The sequence below is a fragment of the Nostoc sp. DSM 114160 genome, assembly GCF_053470305.1.
Window position 1 is genome coordinate 468,907 of the sequence record NZ_JBPFGO010000004.1, and the last position, 21,524, is coordinate 490,430.

At 41.3% G+C, this 21,524-nt stretch carries 16 protein-coding genes and 1 pseudogene; 8 read left to right on the forward strand and 9 right to left on the reverse strand.

The window, feature by feature from the left end:
• Positions 1 to 22: 22 nt before the first annotated feature.
• The 8 genes from NSTCB13_RS33875 to NSTCB13_RS33910 all read left to right on the forward strand — a co-directional run bounded on the left by NSTCB13_RS33875 (position 23) and on the right by NSTCB13_RS33910 (position 8,638).
• Positions 23 to 1,336: a Tudor-knot domain-containing protein gene (locus NSTCB13_RS33875; RefSeq protein ID WP_448266871.1), complete on the forward strand. Its 1,314-nt coding sequence runs from the start codon at positions 23 to 25 to the stop codon at positions 1,334 to 1,336.
• A gap of 255 nt (positions 1,337 to 1,591) precedes the next feature.
• Positions 1,592 to 2,710, forward strand: coding sequence for a phosphotransferase enzyme family protein (locus tag NSTCB13_RS33880; RefSeq protein ID WP_448275879.1), 1,119 nt, complete (start codon positions 1,592 to 1,594; stop codon positions 2,708 to 2,710).
• Positions 2,707 to 3,246: a DOMON-like domain-containing protein gene (locus tag NSTCB13_RS33885; RefSeq protein ID WP_448275419.1), complete on the forward strand. Its 540-nt coding sequence runs from the start codon at positions 2,707 to 2,709 to the stop codon at positions 3,244 to 3,246. The genes NSTCB13_RS33880 and NSTCB13_RS33885 overlap by 4 nt, the downstream gene beginning before the upstream one ends.
• Before the next feature lie 178 nt (positions 3,247 to 3,424).
• On the forward strand, positions 3,425 to 3,808 hold the full coding sequence (locus tag NSTCB13_RS33890; protein WP_448275421.1) for a hypothetical protein: 384 nt from the start codon (positions 3,425 to 3,427) through the stop codon (positions 3,806 to 3,808).
• 289 nt (positions 3,809 to 4,097) lie between these two features.
• On the forward strand, positions 4,098 to 4,337 hold the full coding sequence (locus NSTCB13_RS33895; RefSeq protein ID WP_448275423.1) for a hypothetical protein: 240 nt from the start codon (positions 4,098 to 4,100) through the stop codon (positions 4,335 to 4,337).
• Positions 4,334 to 5,605 (forward strand): ATP-grasp domain-containing protein, encoded by a 1,272-nt coding sequence (locus NSTCB13_RS33900; protein WP_448275425.1) that lies wholly within the window; start codon positions 4,334 to 4,336, stop codon positions 5,603 to 5,605. Before NSTCB13_RS33895 ends, NSTCB13_RS33900 begins: the two co-directional genes overlap by 4 nt.
• Positions 5,606 to 6,208: 603 nt before the next feature.
• Positions 6,209 to 7,213 (forward strand): SDR family oxidoreductase, encoded by a 1,005-nt coding sequence (locus NSTCB13_RS33905; protein ID WP_448275427.1) that lies wholly within the window; start codon positions 6,209 to 6,211, stop codon positions 7,211 to 7,213.
• Between the two features lie 231 nt (positions 7,214 to 7,444).
• Entirely contained in the window at positions 7,445 to 8,638 is a 1,194-nt protein-coding gene (locus NSTCB13_RS33910) for an MFS transporter (protein ID WP_445631935.1), read from the forward strand.
• A 619-nt stretch (positions 8,639 to 9,257) separates the two neighbouring features.
• Here the strand turns inward: NSTCB13_RS33910 and NSTCB13_RS33915 are convergent.
• From NSTCB13_RS33915 to hepA, 9 genes and pseudogenes are all read right to left on the reverse strand, one after another.
• Positions 9,258 to 10,247 carry an adenosine kinase gene (locus tag NSTCB13_RS33915; RefSeq protein ID WP_448275428.1) on the reverse strand — a complete coding sequence of 330 codons (990 nt, stop codon included), beginning with the start codon at positions 10,245 to 10,247 and terminating at the stop codon, positions 9,258 to 9,260.
• A gap of 232 nt (positions 10,248 to 10,479) precedes the next feature.
• Positions 10,480 to 12,129 carry a GMC oxidoreductase gene (locus NSTCB13_RS33920; RefSeq protein ID WP_448275429.1) on the reverse strand — a complete coding sequence of 550 codons (1,650 nt, stop codon included), beginning with the start codon at positions 12,127 to 12,129 and terminating at the stop codon, positions 10,480 to 10,482.
• Positions 12,130 to 12,266: 137 nt separating this feature from the next.
• The gene (locus tag NSTCB13_RS33925; RefSeq protein ID WP_448275431.1) at positions 12,267 to 13,400 is read right to left on the reverse strand and encodes a glycosyltransferase family 4 protein; all 1,134 of its coding nucleotides are present in this window, start codon (positions 13,398 to 13,400) and stop codon (positions 12,267 to 12,269) included.
• Positions 13,401 to 13,432: 32 nt separating this feature from the next.
• On the reverse strand, positions 13,433 to 14,902 hold the full coding sequence (locus NSTCB13_RS33930; protein WP_445631939.1) for an O-antigen ligase domain-containing protein: 1,470 nt from the start codon (positions 14,900 to 14,902) through the stop codon (positions 13,433 to 13,435).
• Between the two features lie 63 nt (positions 14,903 to 14,965).
• Positions 14,966 to 15,922, reverse strand: coding sequence for a glycosyltransferase family 2 protein (locus tag NSTCB13_RS33935; RefSeq protein ID WP_448275432.1), 957 nt, complete (start codon positions 15,920 to 15,922; stop codon positions 14,966 to 14,968).
• Positions 15,840 to 17,040: pseudogene (locus NSTCB13_RS33940) on the reverse strand (glycosyltransferase family 4 protein). Before NSTCB13_RS33940 ends, NSTCB13_RS33935 begins: the two are co-directional and overlap by 83 nt.
• 182 nt (positions 17,041 to 17,222) lie before the next feature.
• Complete coding sequence (locus tag NSTCB13_RS33945) at positions 17,223 to 18,215, reverse strand: glycosyltransferase family 2 protein (RefSeq protein WP_445631942.1); 993 nt, start codon at positions 18,213 to 18,215, stop codon at positions 17,223 to 17,225.
• Between the two features lie 64 nt (positions 18,216 to 18,279).
• Entirely contained in the window at positions 18,280 to 19,440 is a 1,161-nt protein-coding gene (locus tag NSTCB13_RS33950) for a glycosyltransferase family 4 protein (protein WP_448275434.1), read from the reverse strand.
• Positions 19,441 to 19,623: 183 nt separating this feature from the next.
• Entirely contained in the window at positions 19,624 to 21,474 is a 1,851-nt protein-coding gene (hepA, locus tag NSTCB13_RS33955; RefSeq protein ID WP_445631944.1) for a heterocyst formation ABC transporter subunit HepA, read from the reverse strand.
• Positions 21,475 to 21,524 lie beyond the last annotated feature (50 nt).

Sequence of the window (21,524 nt, forward strand, 5' to 3'; positions counted from 1 at the left end):
CTGGAGTTTTGAGGATCGGCTGATGGATAAATCAATTATTCAGTTGGTTGATGAGTTACCGACTGACAATATTACTGTCAAAGTTTTAAAGGCTCTTGATTATGTAGCTCCAGGTGAATGGAGCAATTTGACGGGGTTTGACAATAATATCCGCGCCATTACAGGAGTTACCGATGCTAAGGTAATTCAGAAAATCCGCGATCGCGCTGCTAGTTTATACATAGATCCTCAACAAGGCTACCAGTTTGCCATCAAACTTTATCAAACAATTGATAAAGCAGACACAGCGATGGCGGCGGCGGCTTTAGCGAATAAAGCTAGTGAAAAAATCGGCTTTCTCTCTTTTTTAGGCAAAATTACTCCCAAAGCCGATGTCACTCAATCCATTGACTTGGTACTAAAAATCGCCGTCGAAATCATTGCCTTTTGCAAACTAAACGGCATTCCTCAACCTAATCCTCAAGAGTTTGCTAATTCCCTGACTAACAACTATCAAAATGCATCCCTAATCCGGATGGTAGCTTTAGTTTGTCTAGATGGAATTCTCCCCTTGGGCCCTGACTTTCTCAGCAAAATTCACGGAGTTATTAGTGGTACTGATGCTAGTGCAATAACTCAAAATCCGGTTTTCTTAGCCGTTAATAACTTTCTTCCAGGCAGCAATCCTTCTGATAAAGTTGGTTTTATCAGTCAGGGTTTCAACTCCGTGCAAGGCTGGATGAATAATTTAGTATCCAAGACGGGCATAACCCCGCAATCAATTTCTAGTAATTTGGGTAATTTTATTCAGATTGCTGATGATAATTTAGATTTAGTTGCAGCATTCTTAGATCAAACTACCAATTACTACGAGCATACAGGAACTCAAACTGTCGCTCGCAGTTTGATTTTGCAAGCATACACTCTAGTAAAAGAGGAAATCAAACAAGAAGAACAAAAGCCGATTCAAGATGTTTCATCTGCCGTTAAATCAGATAAATCAGATAAGACTCAGTATGAAGTCAGCAAAACAGTAGAAGTCTGGGATGATGATGAAGAGGATTGGTATCAGGGAACCATTGAGAAAATCCAAGATGACCAGTTCTTTATTCATTACCTTGGTTACGGTTCATCTTATGACGAGTGGGTAGGCGAAGATGACATTCGGACTCGCGATCTTCGCTCCACTGATGAAAATGGATATGCAGTAGGTCAAAAGGTAAAATGTTGGGATGATGACCAAGAGGCTTGGTATTCCGCAACGATTCAGCAAATCCAAGGCCAGCAATACTATCTTCACTACGTTGGTTATGACTCATCTTATGACGAGTGGGTTGATAGCGATGAGATTTCCTAATTGTTGAATTAGCAAGGAGTTAACGAGAATTGCAACCCGCAGCTCCCCGACTTTTCAAAAAAGTCGGGGAGCTTGTTTTTCACGAATGGATTCAGGGTTGTTCTAGTACTTTGAAAAATTCATAATTGACAGTTTGGTAATCAATTACGAATTACGAATTACGAATTACGAATTACAAATTATCTTGACACTTGCGCTACGATATCCCCTATTGCTTTCATGCAATGTACGTGAGGAGTAGTAGAGATGAAACAGATGACAGAAGAATTCAATACACAGGTCGCAGAGAATCTGGTGGCGATCGCTAACCAATTCGCCCCACTGGGGAAGGTTACAGGCGTTAAAGCTTTTGGCAGTGGTAATATAAATGACACTTTTTTAGCAACTCTCGATTCTTCAAAGGAACAATATTTTGTCTTGCAACGCATTAACACACAGGTGTTTCGTCAGCCACAACTGATTATGCAGAATATGCGTACCTTAACTGAACACGTTCAAAAAAGGTTGCAGGATACACCCCTGAATCGTCGCTGGGAAGTGCCACGCGTACTGTTGACCAAAAACGCTCAAGACCACTGGAAGGATGCAGATGGCTCATTTTGGCGGGCAATCAGCTTTATTCCAGGCTCTCAGTCTTTTGATAGTATGGGCGATCGCTCCCACGCCAAAGAAATCGGTTATGCCTTGGGGATGTTTCACAATCTAATCAGCGATTTGCCAGCAGAAAAACTTGCTGACACCCTCGAAGGCTTCCATATTACACCGTTTTACCTCCAGCATTATGAGGAAGTTTTGCCGAAAACTAGTGCGCCTCAATCTTCGGAAGTGAATTATTGCTTACAGTTTGTTAGCGATCGCCAAGCTTTTGCACATATCCTCGAAAATGCCAAAGCTGAAGGTAAGCTACCCCTACGTCTGATGCACGGCGATCCCAAAATCAATAACGTGATGTTTGACACTGTTACCCAGCAAGCCGTCAGCGTCATCGACCTCGACACCGTGAAACCCGGTCTGGTACATTACGATATTGGTGATTGCCTGCGATCGGGTTGCAATCCGGCTGGCGAAGAAACCGAGAATTGGGAAAGTATTTATTTCGATACCGATCTGTGTCAAGAAATCCTCCAGGGTTATCTCGCTGTGGCTAAGGCATTTCTGACCGAAAATGATTATGCATACATCTATGATGCCATTCGTCTAATTACTTTTGAACTAGGACTGAGATTTTTTGCTGATTATTTAGCAGGGAATGTCTACTTCAAAGTTAAGCACCCAGAACATAACTTAGCAAGAGCGATCGTCCAGTTTAAGCTGACTGAAAGTATTGAATCTCAAGAAACGCAGATTCGCAAAATTATCCAAGATATGAAATGAACAAGCAGACATTTTCCCTGCAATCCTTTTCTTCCACCGAGTCTTTTCCTGATTTGAAAATTACAGGCAATATCCGCCGAAATGTTAATCAACTTACTATCTACTACAACCTTGGAGGTGACTTCAAAGAAATTGCAATTGCTCCAACATCAAATGCACCATCACGCAAGCATAAACTTTGGGAAGATACCTGCTTCGAGTTTTTTCTTGGCATTAAAGATTCTGCACGATATTGGGAATTCAACCTCTCCCCCGCCGGACACTGGAATGTCTATCGCTTTGATGGATATCGTCAAGGGATGCAAGAGGAAACTGCCTTTAAAAAGCTACCGTTTAGCGTTCAGAATCAAACCGATGCTTTGGTACTTGCGTTAGATGTCGATTTGGATCGAATCGTCTCGGCAAACCAAGCCATCGAAATTAGCATTACTACCGTTATTAAATACAGAGATGGTGAAGTGACTTACTGGGCGTTAACTCATCGAGGCGCGGAGGCTGACTTTCATCTCCGAGACAGTTTCATCGTTGAGTTGTGAAATGTGGTTACTGCTACCAATATGCCAAAACGAGAAGGCGGCAAACAAGTCACCCATTTGGATGAAAGGCAATTCAACCATTTGGGTGAGTCAATTGTATGAGGTTAATTTCTATAAATAAGGGGAATCTATTAGTAGAAACTATTGATTGCACTTCACTATAGTTAAGGAGTACCTGATGAAATTAACAACATTGATAAATTCTACAGTTATCATTGCTTCTCTTGCCTTCACATCTGGCATTGCTAGCGCTCAAACAGCCAGATCGATAAACATAGCAGTTAATCCTGATGCATTAGGCAGTAATTCTACCAATGCCAGCTACATTCAGCCGTTTAATCTTGTTAATCTTGCTTACCAAGGTGCTTTCAAACAGCAAGGAGTTCCTAGTGGAGGAGCTTTGATTTCTCAAGGTCAGCGCGGAAATATTACTGCGAAAGATTTAGTCAAAGCTGCGATTGATGCTAAAAAATTACCAGCACAAGTTTTAAGCGATCGAACTTACATAAGTGCTGTTAGTTCGCAATTGCAAACATTAACCGGGGTAAGTTATCCTGAATAAGTACAGCTTTGTCTATGGCTATGTTTAAGTTTTTAATTGGATGAAATACAAGTTAACCTTTTCCTTAAAGCATTCCGTACCAGCTGAAATAACCCCTGTACATCTAAAGTATGGGGGTTTTAGATTTGGTGTCTGCTAAATAATTGTGGTTAAGGCAAGAGACACAATAAATCGCCGTCTCTACAATCATCAGATAATAAACAAACTAATTTACTTCTTTCGTTTGATAGAGTTAATTAAAAGATAAGTAAGATATATAAATAAAAGCCAATTATCGAATATTAGCTTTATGCAAACAAAATATGGCAATCTTCAGGGTAGAAAATATAGTAAAACAAAACAATTACAACGTTTTTTGAAACAAATTCAACCAAAAGATAGATTAATTTTACCGAATTTTATTAAATCTTTAGCTGCAATTACTAAAGAAATTGTCTTTAACCAAGATCGGGTTCTGCTGGCAGGAGTGCAGACAGAAAATGTATCTGTCCAATTGTTTGAGGATGCAGTTTCTGGGAGGGCTAAATGAACTCAAAATATAACTTTCAATACTTTCAAGGAAGTTCTCTTTCCGATCTGTTTGCTGAAGATATTACAGATGCATCTTATGGGTTTATCCTCAATTACCCTGCAACTGCTAGTTGGGCTGCTTATCCCAACCTAGAAAAATATTTTATTCAAGATGGCAGTAGTGAAGCCACCAAAACCTCCTTTGACAAGATTTGCCAAAAAGAACCTTGGAAAATTTTAGCTGTGTTAGGCGATCGCATTCCAGGAATTATGATTAATCCACCGCCAAACTCGCTGCTTGCATACTGGCAAGAGCATTTTGGCTTCAGCTACTCCCATAGGTTGATGATGGAGCGCTTAACTTATTTGGACGATCTCAGCCACAGCAAACGCTTTGACAAACTCATCACTCTATTTCCCTTCGATCGCCTCAAAAAAGAAAAACACGCTGTTGATTCAGACACTCATTACCGTTTACTCAGCAAAGTTACTTTAGCCGAATTGGGAGTGCAATGTCCAAAATACGAAAGCTACAATTTACATGAAGTCAATCTCGAAGACATTCCTTTACCACAATTCCCTTACTTAATTAAAACGTCCCACGGACTCTCAGGGGAAGGCACTTATATCATCAAAAGCCTCAACGATTTGAACTACTGCTTTGAGGAAATCAGAAAATATCTCAAGATTAAGTCGCTCGATCGGATTATTGTCTCGGAGTTCGTCAAGAATGAGGTGCAGAATTACTGCGTACAGTTTTATGTCAACAAAGCGGGAGAGATAACCCTCATCGGCACTACCAGCCAACTCGTCACTCCAGAAGGCAACTATTTAGGCGGACTAATTGACTACCGCAACACTGACACGAGCAAATTCTTTGAAATGATTGCCGCCATTGGTCAGTATGCTTACAAACATGGTTATTTCGGCGTGATTGGGTTCGATGTGCTAGAAGATCGAGACGGACAATTTTATGCGATCGATGCCAATTTCCGAGTCAATGGATCGACTCCGTTGTGCTTACAGCGTCACACCCTACTGGAACTGGGAAAGGAAGTTGCTAAATATTCTAGTAGCTACCGCATGGAAGGTACGTTGGATTCAATTTTAGTCACCTTAAAACCAGAACTAGATCGCAAAGACTTGATTATCCTGTCGGCTTTAGAGAAAGTCAAATACGGAAAAATCTACACCGAAATTTATGCGATCGTGACTGGAGAAACTATCCAGGAAATGCAGCATATCGAGCAGAAATTACAGGATAAGGGATTACAATGGCTCCCTTAAACAGGTTGGGGACAAGGGGACAAGGGGACAAGGAGGACAAGGGGACAAGGAGGACAAGGAGGACAAGGGGACAAGGGGACAAGGAGGACAAGGGGACAAGGGGACAAGGGGGACAAGGAGGACAAGGGGACAAGGAGGACAAGGGGACAAGGGGGAATTTTTGAACAAATCTCTCCCAAGTCTCCCCCCTCTTCCTTGTCTCTTCTCCATGCCCTCTGCCCCTCGGTCACTGAGCGTAGCCGTACCCCTCCGGGGAAGCAAGCTACGCGGAGCGTCTCGCAGAGAAGTGCTGCCCCTCTGCTCCATCAAACGCCTGAAGCTTGTGAGAAATGCGGGTAAAGGGTCCTTACTTTAATCCCACTTTTTAAACGTGGGTTCCTCCTGCTTCCTGAAATCTACTTCCTGTGGCGCTTTCAAATTCCCCAATAGACAGAGAAATGCAACCGTAATAATAATTAACGTATATATGTACTAGGAGAGTTATTAAGAAATATTTTTAATAACAACTGATACTAACAAAGTGGCTGAATTACCTACTGAAGCTATCTCTAAGATTCTCGAAGCCAATTCCCAATCCCTAATTTATTTTAAAACGTAACACTTATGCAATTAAAGCCAATCAATCAGCAAGTCGTTTCTGTCGTCGGAGCCTCCAGCGGGATCGGACGTGTCACAGCTCTTGAGTTTGCTAGACGCGGCGCAAAAGTCGTAGTCTCGGCTCGGAGTGAGTTGAAGCTAAAGTCTTTAGTGGAGGAGATTCGCGGCTTTGGCGGTGAGGCAACTTTTTACGTAGCTGATGTGGAAGTATTTGACCAAGTTAAAGCGATCGCAGATAAAACTGTGGAAGTGTACGGGCGACTCGATACATGGGTACATGTCTCTGCGATCGGCATCTTTGCCACTTTCGACAACATCACACCAGAAGAGTTTAAGCATGTCATTGATGTCGATCTCCTGGGACAAGTGTATGGTGCAATGGCAGCCCTACCCCATTTGAAGCGTGAGGGACGGGGAGCGCTGATCCATGTCTCTTCAATGGAAGGTAAGCGATCGCTACCCTACCAAAGTGCTTACTCGGCAGCCAAGCACGGAGTTGAGGGCTTTATCGAAGCCATGCGCCTTGAGTTGCTACATGAAAAATGGCCGATCGCTGTCACGAGTGTGAAACCAGCGGTGATTAATACCCCCTTTTGGAATAATGGTCTGACGAAATTAGGTGTAAAGCCTTCCGGGATACCACCTTACTACGATCCTAAACTTGTAGCTGATGCTATCCTCTACGTAGCCGAACATCCAACTCGTGACTACTTAGTTGGGGATGTAGCTAAAATATTAGATGTGGTACAGCGCGTCTCACCATCATTAGTAGATTCACTGTTACTGCTCGTCGGCTTTGATTTACTACGTTCTTCTGAGGCGAAATCTGAAGATGCACCAAATAATTTTTACCAATCTGTTGCTGAAGACGACAGAGTTAAGGGTGATTTTAGTAACTTAGTTATACCTAGCATTTCCGACTGGCTAGAGAAAAATCCGCTTCTTCAGTGGGGTGCGATCGCTGGTACAGCAGCATTAGCGTTGTTAGCAGCTAAAGTATTCAAAGATTAAGGATAAATAGACTTTTCGGAAAATTTGCAATTCAGTTTTTACAAGGATTTGAGAGAAATCATTGCAAACTTTTTAGCAACATAGTGATGAGATTTTGAGATAATTACTAATAATGCCATTTGGTAGTTATAAAAATCTTTTTAACTATTCATACTTTGCACAATCATAAGTTTCTTGTAATTAGAGTAAATCTCAGCAGTCAAATTTTCCGATCCAGGAGCATTCTAGCCAATGACAGACTATCAACGCACCTTACCGCCTCTGTGGATAGGTTCGGCGATCGCTTTCTATGCCTTTATTGCCATTGGCATCGCTGAAGCAGGATTAGGAGTTCTTCTGCCCTCGATTCTGTCTACCTATAACCTGACTCCAGCAACCGTCACCCTGCTGTTTCTCAGTCAAATTAGCGGTTACATTCTGGCAGCATTCACCAGCAGTCTGGTGAGTAGTCGGTTGGGGTTAGCCCGAATGCTGCTGATTGCTGCGGGTGCGCTGACGATGGCACTGACGATCTATGCCATCTCACCCTCTTGGTTTCTCATGGTTGCCGCTGGCTCGGCATTAGGATTGGGCATTGGGTTGATTGATGCAGGCATTAATACCTACATTGTGCAAGATTCCCGCAGTGCTAGTTTAATTGGTTTGCTCCATGCTTTCTATGGTATTGGCGCTCTTTCAGGCCCCGCGATCGCTACTACTTTGTTAGCAGTTGGCATGAACTGGCGACAGGTTTATGGGGTATTAGCCGGGATTGTCAGCCTATTAATTGTGAGCGTGCTGGGTGTTATCATCTTCAACTACACACCAATGACAGTACGGATATTGCCATCAAAGACAACTGCCTTAGAAAATCTGGGCAGAGCGCTGCAAACTCCGATAGTACTGCTAACTGGGCTACTTTTGCTGGTTTATGTTGGCACTGAAGCCTGCATTGGTAACTGGGCATACACTGTGCAGTCTGTCGCTCGTCACACTCCCACGCTGATTGCTGGTTACAGCGTTAGTGCTTACTGGGTGGGATTAACATTAGGACGTTTCATCTTAGGTTATTTCTTGCAATCCCTTGGGGCGGTGCGCACAATCAGTATGTCGCTCAGTCTTGTAATCATTGGATTGCTTGCTTGGTGGCAATTGCCCGATCAATGGATTAGCTTACCGTTGATTGGCTTTGGGTTGGCAGCGATCTTTCCTGCAACCATTTGGTTAATTCCTCAACGATTACCAGATCCTCATGTTCCTGCGGCTGTTAGCATTGCCACTAGTGCCGCCAGTTTGGGCGCTGCGATCGTACCCACTGGAGCCGGTTGGGTTGCAAGTTGGACAACTTTAGAAATCATCCCAATGTTGATGCTGCCATTGGCGCTGTTAATGGTGGGCTTACATTGCTGGCTGGTACAACATTCGGTAACTGACTTTTCTCGTTAAGTCTCAAAAAACTTACCTATATTTGTTATCCAAAGTATCTAATACCCCCCCTAACCCCCTTTTCAAGGTTACGGTGTATACACAAGTGTTGGTGCGGTGTATCTATCCCGCCTCGGAATTTATTCCGAGTCTCATAACCAAAGTCCTCTAAAAGACAATACAGTTCAGTTAAGAAAAATTGTAGGTTGGGTGAAGCAAAGCGCAACCCAACAAAGCTATGAAAATGTTGGGTTTCGTTCCTCAAACGCCACGTGCTACAAGTCGGCATAGCCGCCCAACGCAGTGGCTCCCCAACCTACACAACTTAAGTTTTTTGGCGCTAACTGAACTGTATTGCTCTAAAAGAGGACTAAACAAGAAATTTAGTTTAGTCCTCTTTTAGAGGACTGTTAGCTATCAGCCCGGAACTTTAGTTCTGGGCGTTATGAGCGGGATATTTGCTCAGTGTGCGACTTTCACTTGAACAGAAATATTGGGTGGGTAGGATTTTTAGAGATGTGTGTACACCGTAGCTTGTCAAGGGGAGGGGAAATAGTTTCTTAAAGCCCCCCAATACATCGGGGAGTTGGGGGGGTAATATCAAAATTTAATATGCTATACGACACTTTTCAAACACCCTCTAAGCAATAACTAATGCCTTTAACTCCTCAGTTTTTAATCTTGGCCCATAGCATGTAACAATCTTAGAAGCTGCGGCCGATGCTAATTTTCCGGCTTGTTCATAGCTCATACCGTAGGTAATTCCATAGAGGAAAGCTCCTGCATACATATCTCCTGCTCCTACTGTATCTACAGCTTTTACTTGAGGTGCAGCGATTTCGATTAATTTCTCACCGTCAAATACTACTGATCCCTTGGAACCGCGAGTAATAGCAAATTTCTGACTCAGGGTTTTTAGTTTGTCTACAGCTACTTGAAAATCTTCTGTATCTGCTAGTTCTAATGCTTCACTTTCATTAGCAAAAATCAAGTCTAAACCAGGCCCAATGATCTCTAATAAACCATCTTTAAAAAATTTCACCATGTTGTAATCAGATAGAGACATGGTAGTTTTTACTCCCGCTTTTTCAGCTATTTCTCTAGCCTTTATAGCTGCTTCTTTTCCTGTGGGAGAAGCCACTAAATATCCTTCTATATATAGATATTCTGAATCAGCGATCGCTGATGATACTAATTCTTGTGTAGAAAATTCTCCCGTAATTCCCAAAAATGTATTCATGGTGCGATCTGCATCGGGAGTTACTAACACCAAACATTTACCTGTAATTCCTGATTGGCGATCGCCATTTTTTAAGTTGGTATCTACCTGAGAGTTGACTAAATCTTCGATGTAAAAGTCTCCAAATTCATCATTAGCTACTTTGCAGGAATAAAAAGTTTTTCCTCCTAGTTGACTAATTGCCACTATTGTGTTGGCGGCTGAACCTCCACAACTCTTATGGCAATCAAGATTTTTGAGATTTTCCAAAATATGATTTTGACTGTCTTCATCTAGAAGTGTCATTACACCTTTATCAATCTTTAGCTTTTGTAGTAACTCTGGAGAAACTTCGTATTCTATATCTACTAAAGCATTACCTACACCATAAACATCATATTTCTTGCCCATTGTCGATCTCCGAGAATAATTTCTATCTGACTTGAACAGAACTGATGATAACAGATAGACAACTCTCGTAGGTAGAAAAAGCTTACTCGTTGATGAAATACTTTCAAAAAAACGAGCAAGCAAATATAATTACTACTACTGTGACGCTACGAGTACAAATCCTCAGAATGGCACGAAGAAAAACTCAGGCGATCGCTACATCGAAAACGTGACGATTTTACACAAAGTTATACTAGTGAGACAATTCAGCTTTCAGATGGTCAGCTAATCGAATTGCCAAGGCGATAATGGTCAGCGTCGGATTAGCATAGCCTCCTGTAGGGAAAACAGAGCTACCTGCCATAAATAAATTAGAGATGCCGTGAACTTGACAATTTGCATCAACTACTCCTTGTTTTGGGTCGTTATGCATACGCGTTGTACCCATATTATGATGGGTACTAAGAGAAGCAACTGGACGATCTCCATCCAATTCAATCTGCAACTCACCCAGTCCGGCACTAGCAAACTCTTGTGCAAATACTAACTGCGATCGCTTCACACTGCAAATATCTATTTCGCTCCAATAATTAATTAATTTTGCTTGCGGACAACCCAGCTTATCTAGTTGATTGCTGAGTGTCACTCGATTATCTGGATTTGGGGTTTGTTCAGTTTGGCTGAGAACTTCAAACTTAGTATATTTCTGTTCATTACCTTCATGCTCAGACCATCCTCCATGACTCAAATCAGGGAATAAATATTCTTTTTTAAAATTATATTTATACCAATCAGCTACTAAATCATCAATATTAGTTATGACATTTTGCAAATGCTGAAAAATATTTTTAGGTAACTGTCTTTGTTGAACTGAAGAGAACAAAATTTTTGCAGAAGCCTTTGCAACCGATCTATACCTTTCATCTCTGGGATATAACAACGCGGTCATATTTAATAATTTATCGCGGCGCATCACTTGTTCCGTCAGAGCAAATTTTCCCATGACTGTGACATTGTTCACGCGGCGTAAATCATACAAAGCCATCGAATTAAATATTTTGCGATTTGGCGGAACAAGCATACCACAACGGATAAATGGATGATCCATGAAGAATCTACCCACTAAATCATGTTGATTGCCTAATCCATTCTTTTGAATTCTGTTTGATAGTAATAACAACCGCGCGTTTTCAATCCCACCTGCGGCTAAAATAAATACTTTTGCAACAACCCAAAATTTATTACCAGATAAACAAGCAACTTGCACGCGTTTCACTGTTTGGGCTGTTTCGTCTGCCTCAATTTCTACCACATTGGCGTTGAGGTATGTAGTTATATTAGGAGATTGATTGATTTGGCGGCGATATTCATTAGTAAAAATATCGCGCGGGCCAAACTGAAACATACTAGTAGTAACTCGGTCACTTGTGAAATGTGTCCGAGGAGATTGAGCATTTTCCCAAGCTTCTGCTTCATAAGCAAAAGAACCGAGTTTACAGACTACTTGCGCGCGCTCATAAAATGGATTCAGGTGAGATTTACTAAAAGGCCAGCCACTATATGGAACCCAATCTCGTTTTTCAAAATCTATTGCGTCTAACGGCACGTGCCTCAGACCAAGTTGATTTTTATTAATTTCAATATTCCAGACATTAGCCATTCCACCAAATTGACGATGACGCATATCTTGTAAGGGGGGAAAAGGATCTCCAACCGTTTCACCTTTACCAAGAGATGCAGTTTCTCGATCAAATTCTAAATCACCACTTTCTAGTAAGCACACTCGAAAGTCTTGCCCAATTAATTCTCGTGCAAGTGTAATTCCGGCTGGGCCAGCACCAACTATACAAACTTCCGTATTGATAATTTCATCTATTGGTAATTTGCGGCTATCAATCAACATTGATTTAATTCCTTTTGCATAAATATTTTTTATATTGCGCAGATGTATAGAGGATATTAATTACGAAGTGTAAATGCGTTTGTAGTAAGGACTTTAGTCCTGAATTTTTAAGCACTAAAGTGCTTACTACAAATCGATCAAAACTTTTGTGATAAAGGGCTAGGCATTACAGAGCGGATTGCATTAATAAAATTTTGGGCATAATTCTGCGTTGAAAAATCGAGGGCGCGTTGTCTAGCAGCTATTCCCGCACTTCGGGCAAATTCTTGCTCGTCAAGATAGCGGAGAATTGCGATCGCTAATTTATCCGCATCGCCGTAAGGTGTTAATAGTCCATTCATCCCATCGGTAATAATCTCTGTCGGCCCGCCTGCACTACCAGCAATTACAGGTTTACCCAGCGCCATCGCCTCAATAATCACAATCCCAAAGGGTTCTTTATCCGATGCATGAACAAATACATCCATTGCTTGCACCCATTCCGGGATATTACGCTGTAGTCCAGCCATAATTACTTGGTCTTCCAAGCCCAAAGCGGTGATTTCGGCTTTTAAGAAGTCCTCATAATCCGGTTCCAAATCGTGCTTACCGCCAACTACCAGACAATGGGCATCGGGATACTTCTGTAAAATTTTGGGCATCGCTTGCACCAATACGTGCATTCCCTTCCATCGTTGCAATCGTCCCACAATTCCAATCAACGGCCCGTGTAAAGGTAAGCCTAGTTTTCGCCGTGCTTCTTCTGGAGTTGGTAAAGCATTCGGCTCAAATCGGTCTAATGCGACACCAGGATAAACCAAAGGTGTTGGTCTGTGGGGCCAAATTTCTGCTTGTGCTTGCTTGCCATCTTGTGAAAGAGTAATAATTGCCCTTGCTGGAATTAAAGTAGCAAGTCGCACCAACCAAGTTTTATCGCTAGGTACTTCTAGTTGATACCACACAGCAGGCAACCCTGCCAGCATTGCCGCCAAACCTCCCGATATATGCGTGATCCACATCCAATTGACAATTATATCTGCACGTTCGCGGCGTGCGATCGCAGCTATCCGCAAAACAGCGCCAATAAAACGGTGGATTTGGCGTAAACGTCCACTTTCTACAACTCGCGCATCAATACCGAGAGACTTTACTTGTTCCACCATCGGGCCGGATTCTAAAAATATCACCAGCCACTCAACACCAGCATTACGTCCCTGCTGCACCAAATCCCAAAGCATCATTTCACCACCGCCTCGTTGCTCGGCTAGTGGCATAACAATAATTACTTTCATAATCTATATCAGTCCTATTTAAGTTATAAGATTTATGAGATTCTCGACTTATTAGAGAAGTTAGAAATATTGGAGAACATCTGAGGATTGCTATAGTACTTATGTCCTGCCATAGCCATAGCTAAAAATCCCCAAAGAATCATCCCTGAGACGCTCAACATCCCGCTACCGATAACTAACTGTGAAGCAGAACTGATGCCAATGGCACGAGCAGCACTGACAAAACTATCGAAACGACCTTCACCATAGCTGCTAACAGTAATAATCAAAAAGATTAATCCACCCATATAAAATATGCCTCCAAACCAACCAAGGGTGAAAAACATATCTAAAATACCACTATCAATTACCACTACTTCAATTTGACCAGTTTTTTCGTTGACCTTCCAAATATTTCCTAAGCCGTTACCTAGACCATTAGAAAGGGCTAAACCAAGATTTCTGTCGTAAGTTCCCGATCTATCTTTAAAGCTGCCATCTTCTTGAATATTAGAAAAAGTTTCAAAACGTGCTGCTACCACCCCAGCAATTGGTTCGATAGTTGTCAATGGCACAACACAAATAGCCATGACCGCAATTATGGTAATTAAGCGCATTTGAATTTTGGCTTTGACTGAACCCATAATCATAATTATTCCAAATAACCAGCCTCCCCAATTAGTACGTGCTTGTGTTAATAGAAAAGATAAATAACCAACAGCTGAAGCCGGAAAAATTAAGCTTCCCGAACCGGTCAATAATAAGAGTAATCCAGCCTGCATAACCGAACCAAAGGGGCCGACTGAGTGTAATGTACTCCAGACGCGCATCCCGAAAGGTACAGGGTTTCCAGAACTCATGAATAATTTTGATTGGATGAGCCAGTACCTATCCCACTCAGGAGCTACTACAAATTGATATACGCCATAAGTTCCTAAAATCAACACACTCCAGAGAAATGTTCGCTGAATATTTTGGCGATAGCTGGGATAATCTCGCCAGTTGATAAATAAGTGAAAAGCGAAAATCACCGGACTGAGCCAATCCATTAATCCGCGTGCTACAGGGATAGGTGGGTTGTAAATTAGACCGATGAGAAACCCATAAAAAACTCCAATAAAAGCCAAAACAAACGGCAAACCCCCTTGGCGAGAAGCGCGGGGAAAGTGTCGCAAAAATGTTGCTATAGTAATAAACACCACCAAGTAGGGTGCTATGAGCATTTGACGGCTAGCATCCCAGCCTACCCGATAATCAACTAAGCGAGTCGCTAAGGGTGTGAGAAACCAAATCCACCACGTAAAGCCAATGTAGAGAATGGGATGCCGCAAGTATAAAAATACGGCTACTACTAAAGCTGTCGCCGGGTAAATTAGGCGCAATCCGGCAGTAACACCACCAAAATAGCAAACTACAGTTAGTAATATAAAGCCTGCGATCGCCATCCAACCCTGTAGCGATCGCTCTTCAGGAGAATAGTTTTCTTGTAAAAAACTATTGAAAAGTATTTGCTTAGAATTCATTCAATTTTAGATGTACATATAAATAAGTTCAACTCGTTCCCAGGCTCTAGCCTGGGAATGAAGTCATTCGAGGCTCTGCCTCATTCTGAATTGCGAATTCTGAATTTTGAAATGTTTATATCCTTGCCAACGTCCACGCCAAGATGCTAATAACTTTTTCCCCGCCAACTGCCCTTGGCTAGGTAAAAATCTCAGCCATTGTACTAAGCCCAAACTATCGCATGTACCCACGAATACTGCCCAAAACAAAAATGCAATCCGGCGGATAAATGGTAAATGTTCTAGTAAAACTAAGGTTTCATTATGGACTAAATTAATAAAGGCAATTTCATTAAAGTTATTTCGCTGATCTTCGTCAAAACGTTGGGCTGGATAATGATCTACAGCAACGCTAGGATCGTAAATTATCTTCCAACCCGCCCGCTTTAATGCCAGGGTGAATGCCATTTCAAAGTGTACTTGCGCTCCAGTACCGCGCATTCGCTCGTCAAAGCGTAGTTGTCCGATAGCTTGGGTACGAAAACTCATGTTCACGCCCTTGAGAATATCGACTTCGCGGGGTTCTCCCACTCCCAAATGATGGTTGCCAATGACTCGCCCAAACCATTGCAACTGTCCCACTACTGGGCGGGATTCGTCTTCTAATTTGCTGCCGTGGTATATCCAATCACGCCCTCCCAGACCGCCGAGGCGATGATCGCAGCTAAAGTAAGCCGCAATCCGCTCTAACCAATCGGGGTGGGGTGCGGCATCATCATCAGTAATGGAAACAATATCGCCCTCCACTGCTGCTAATCCGGCGTTGAGAGCTGCTACTACTCCCGGTTGTGTCACTTTCACGGGATGCAGTGGCAAATTGTGCGCTGTGTATTGGGCCAGAAATTCCCAAGTTTCTGCATCCGTATCGCGGACAACCACGATCGCTTGATCGACTGGTTTAGTTTGCTTTTGTAGCGCCAAAAGGCAGCGTGAGAGGTCTTGTGGACGGCGATAAGTCGGTATCAGAACAGTGTTCCGCATTGCTTAACTCCTCGAATAAATCCACATAAGTTTGTGCCATAGTAGTCCAGCTATGTTGTTCTGCCACAGAACGAGCAGCTTGACTCATTTGCTGTATGAGCATATCTCCACTTACCAAGGACATCATCGCCACAGCCAAAGCATCGATATCATTTGAGTCGGTTAAGACGATGCCACATTCTGGTGTCACCAACTCTGCACCCCCGGTAGCTGTGGCAGTAATTACTGGTAGTCCTGAAGAAAGTGCTTCTAACAATACGAGGCTACAAGCTTCATATCGGGAAGGAAAAATAAATAAATCTACTGACCGCATAATTTCGGGGATATCACGGCGAAATCCGACAAAATGCACGCGATCGCTTAACCCCAAGGATGCCGCTAGTTGTGGGAAGGGACTACCTTCGATATGACCCTACCACCGCCAAATGTAAATCGGGAACTTTCACCAAGGCGTGTAGTACTGTATCTAAATTCTTTCTGGGTGTGCGGATGTCTCCAGCGAACAGGGCTAGGGTGACATTCTCCGGTAAACCTAATTTTTGGCGATTGCTTTGGCCAGGGATAAACTCTTCTAAATCTACGCCATTGACAATTACCCGAATTCGAGAACGCGGTACACCAATGTTGACTAATTCTTGGGCTACCTTTTCCGATACAGCTACAACAACCTGCGCTTTTTGGAAAGCTTGTTTTTCCCAACGGGCATTAAAAGCCGTAAATAGCCACTGGTAAAAACCATAGAAATCGCGGCGGTTGCGAGAAATATGAACTGGCGATCGCAACCATGAACTGTGGACAAAATGCACAGCATTCACATCAGCCGCAGCCAGATTAATTGCTCCATTGACTTTAACTAAATCAATTTCAGAGCGATGTTTGCGCAACCAATCTGCACTTTTTTGAGCAAAGATGAAATTACGCACAAATTCTGTAGGATAGCCTTTGACTGAAATTTGAATCCAATTAACTTGGCTATTTTCTTCTAGTTCTGGTGCGACTTCACTAGCTAATAATGTCAAATGATGACCGCGACGAATTGCTTCCTTAGCAACCTCATAGTTTACCCGCCCCTGACCATCACCTTTTTTGATTTTATGAGTAACAATACAAAGTTTCATACACTATTTCCTTAAGGATAAAATCCTTGAATCACCCCTCCCCAACCCTCCCCGTATGTATTGGGTAGGGGGCAATATTTCAAGTTTCCCCCCTTTATAAAGGGGGATTAAGGGGGGTCTATTCGACTTATGCAAGAGATATCTTTAAGAAAGAAATTCCTCAACTCAGAGATATTGAGATATTATTTCGATATTCCGATTAACTTACTTGTTAAAAATCGCGGCGTAAAACTAAGACTAAGTGCTGCCATAGTTCGCACATTAAATTTTTGTTGATTCAGCGCTTGCCAAAAATAAGGGCGTGCTGCGGCTATCTGTTCGCTTCGTAGCAAACCAATTCCCAAAGTAGTATTAGCTTCTAACCATTTCTCCTGAAAATGAGTTCTAAATTCCTGTAACCGAGGATCTTCCATAAATACTTGATAGCAAAACATTTCGCTTTTCGCTTTGCGAATTTTTGCTTGTACATCTCGACTACCACTGAGCATAGTATCAGTTTGCTCATGGGCACGATATCGCGTCAATCTTTCTGGACAATAGTAAGCACCATAACCAGATATACAGAATAGATAGGTTAAATATAAATCCCACATCCCACCAACTTCTGAGGGAATACTATACCAATCCACCAAATTATTCCGAATCACGCAAGATGCAGCAGTAGGTATACTTTTATCTACCAATCCAATTTTGGAAAAAGGCTTATAAATTCCTTTGGCTAGTTTGTCTCGCTTGTAAGCGCGTGTATTTTCTTCAGTACCAGCATGATTAATTATGCCATTAGCATCTATAATATATTGGTCAGAAAAAGCGAGAATTAAATCAGAATTTGCTTCTAATGGTGGTACAAGCTTTGCTAAAAAGTCTTCATGCCAAATATCATCATCATGTAAACTAGCAACATATTTACCTTGCGCCATGCTAAAGCCATACTGCTGATTAGCTAACATTCCCACATTTTGCGGATGCTGCCAAAATTTGATGCGTGAATCACCAAAAGATGCGACAATTGCTTGGGGATTTTCGGAACTACAATTATCAGAAATAATAATTTCAATATTTTGATAAGTTTGTTTTATTGCACTTGCGATCGCTTGCTTGAGATAGTCTGGTCGATTATAGGTGGGGATAACAATACTGACTAAAGGTTGTTGACATTCTTGATGCAATGACATATTTTTCTCCCTTAATATTTTCTAAGTAAAAAATGCAATATTTGATGTTTTTAGTAAATTCAGCTTATTTAGCTGGAGAGATACTATATACTTTGTTCGCTGGGGAAGGAAATTCAGCTATTGTTTTTGCATAAATTGTTCGGAGATTATTTACATGAGCAGCCATTGTAAATTCCTTCATCAATAAAGTATGACCTTGCTCACCCATGTATCGGCTTTTTTGATAATCTCTAGACAATTCATTAATAGCATCAGCCAGCTTTTGGATATTATTGCCTGGAACAAGAATACCCGTTTCTCCATCTTGTAAATGTTCTGGAATTCCTCCGACTGCACTACCAATTACAGGACGACAACGAGAGTATGCTTCCAGAGTTACAAGACCAGCAGGTTCAGGCCAAACACTAGGAAAGATGACTGCAAAACACTGTTGATAAAGTTTATCTAATTTATCCGAATTGCACCAACCATGCCAAGTGATTCGGTTATTTAATCCGAGTATGCTTGCTAACTTTTCTAATCGTGGTCGTTCCCAACCTTCACCTGCAATATCAAGTTGAATTTTTGGGTCTGTATGTATTAAGGTTTTCAGTAACCATTCCAAACCTTTATCAGAAACAATTCGTCCAGCAAACAAAATTCGATGATTTTGATGTACTTCCAAACTTAGGGGTGAACTTGCTGTTTCTGGTATAGAGATTCCACAGTGTAGGGTTATAACTTGTTCAGGGGATACACCGTTTTGAATTAACTCTTGCCGCACATATTCGCTATTCGCAATGAAAGTAATTTTTAGCCTTTTTAAGACATCTAAAAACTGATGAGTGGTTTGAAGTTCTCTAAGAGTTCTTAAAGGTCTACGGCTACCACATTTATCTGCTAATTTACCCCAGGTACACCCTAAATAAGAGAAGTTGCGATCGCAGATTGTCCGTTGCTCTGCTAAATACTTTGTGCCGCTAGGGCAGTAGAATGAGTGATTATGAACGCTGAAGATAGCAGGACATTCGCCTGTAAGCTGCAATAGCAAATCTGGACTATGGATGTGCAGCAGTTTGAACTGTTTTTGATCGATATTTTTAAGTGATTTTATCACGCGATCGCTAACATCAGTTGGTCGATGTTCAAACAGAGAAGCTAAATAAGTTTCAACACCTCCGCTCCCACCGACACCGAAACTTGAGCATTGATAAATTAGGTCTTTGTCAAAGATTTCCTGGGACATATTTTCTCTTAATTTTGAGTATATAGGACTAACTTTAATAACTTATTAATAGTAAGAATAAGTATTATAAATCTTATTGTTTTACCATTTGGCAAAATTACTGATACATATTTGAGGGTTTACGGCTGTAGAGATGTACAGCCGTGAATATGTTGTAATTACTTTGGTAATTGGATGTTGTTTCTAATCTGGCTGCCTTACTTCATATTGCATTTGATGATATTTCCAAAGCTTGCCTTTTAGTTCCAATAGTTCTTGATACTTACCTTGTTCTACTATTCGTCCCTGTTCTAAAACTACAACTTTATCTGCTTTAGAAATAGTAGAAAGACGGTGAGCGATCGCAATTACTGTTTTACCCACAGATAGCTTTTCTAATGAATCTTGAATTAAGCGCTCAGATAGGGAATCTAAGGCACTAGTTGCTTCATCCAAAATCAAAATTTCTGGGTTCCGCAGTAGAGCGCGTGCAATAGCAATTCGCTGTCTTTGTCCTCCAGATAATCTAACACCCCGATCTCCTAATTGGGTATCAAAACCTTCAGGCATTTCCAAAATAAATTCTAGTGCATTCGCTAGTTTAGCGGCTTCTTGAATTTCCTCATTCGTTGCCTCTGGAGTTCCGTAAGCAATATTCTGCCAAACATTAGTATTGAAAATAAAAGTATCCTGACTGACGACAGCTATTTTGCGACGGAGAGAATTAATTTCAAACTGTTGGATCTCGATTTCATCAATATAAATATATCCATCTGTAGCATTATAAAATCGGGGAATCAAATCAGCAAGAGTTGTTTTACCAGCGCCAGACGAGCCGACTAATGCTGTCATCTTTCCCTTTTCAATCGTCAGGGTAATATTATGCAACACTAGATTTTCATCATCATAGCCAAAATCCACAGATACTAAATCTATTGACCTGTTTAATCCCTTAAACTGAACTCTGCCATTTTGAAAGTAATATTTTTCATCACTTTTCAACAGATTTTTAATATTGTCTGCTGAACCATGTAAAGTGCTAAGATATGCTCTCGTACCATTAATATCTTGAACAAATGGAATAAAGCGAAATAGTACAAAGAAAAAGGTTAGTAAAGAAGCAACTTGTAGTGTTCCATTAGTCACAAGACTAGTGAATGCCAAAATAATCATTCCGATCAATACCGTAGTCGCTACTGCTTCGGCAATTGGCTTCACAAGTGTCCAGGTAAATACAACCTTTGTTGTACTACTTATTACCTTATCGCTAGCTTTATAGTAACGTTGACGCTCAAATTCTTGAGTACCACAAGAATGAACAGTGCGAATGCCATTAATAAATTCTATGGCTGTTGATGTAAAATTAGCATTAGCAGTTGTCATGCCAAAACTTGATTCTCTGACTCTAGCATTCAGATTTGACAATCCCACACCTAACAGTGTAAATAGCAATGCTGAGATTATCGTCAATTGCCATGAGATCAAAAACATTGATATTAAGTAGACAAAGGTTGTTAGTCCTCTAGTTACTAAAAAAGCTCCGCCACTAAAACCTTGTCTGATCCTTTCAATCTCTGTAGTAATTGTGTTAATTAGTTCGCCAGAACGAGTTTTACTAAAGTAACTTAGCGATAAGGATTGTAACTGTTCAAAAATTTGCTTGCGTAAGCGATCGGCAAGATGTAGTTGAGATAATTCAGTATAGACTTGAGAAAAATAATTGAAGGTGGCACGTAACCAAGTACTCAATAAAATCAGCAAAGATACGCGATATAAACGATTAATTGCTGATGTCTTGGCTCCTAAAATCCAAAGATCGAACCATTCTATTCCTGTTTGTACGGGTTGAGCATTGGGGCTAGTTAAGCTTTGCAAGAATGAAAGTAAGAAACCAATACTTACACCTTCAAAGGTTGCCGCCAAAATTGAGAAAACCAGAGCTGAAATTGCAATTTTGCGAAAGTGTTTAAATTCTCGCAATATCAAATAGTTGTCCTGCCAAAAGCTGCTAGCTTTGAGCAGATTACTGACTGGTTGAGGAAGCTGTAAATTCATTAATTTTCTCATAATATTTTAGCAAGGTACATAGACATCTATAGATCGAT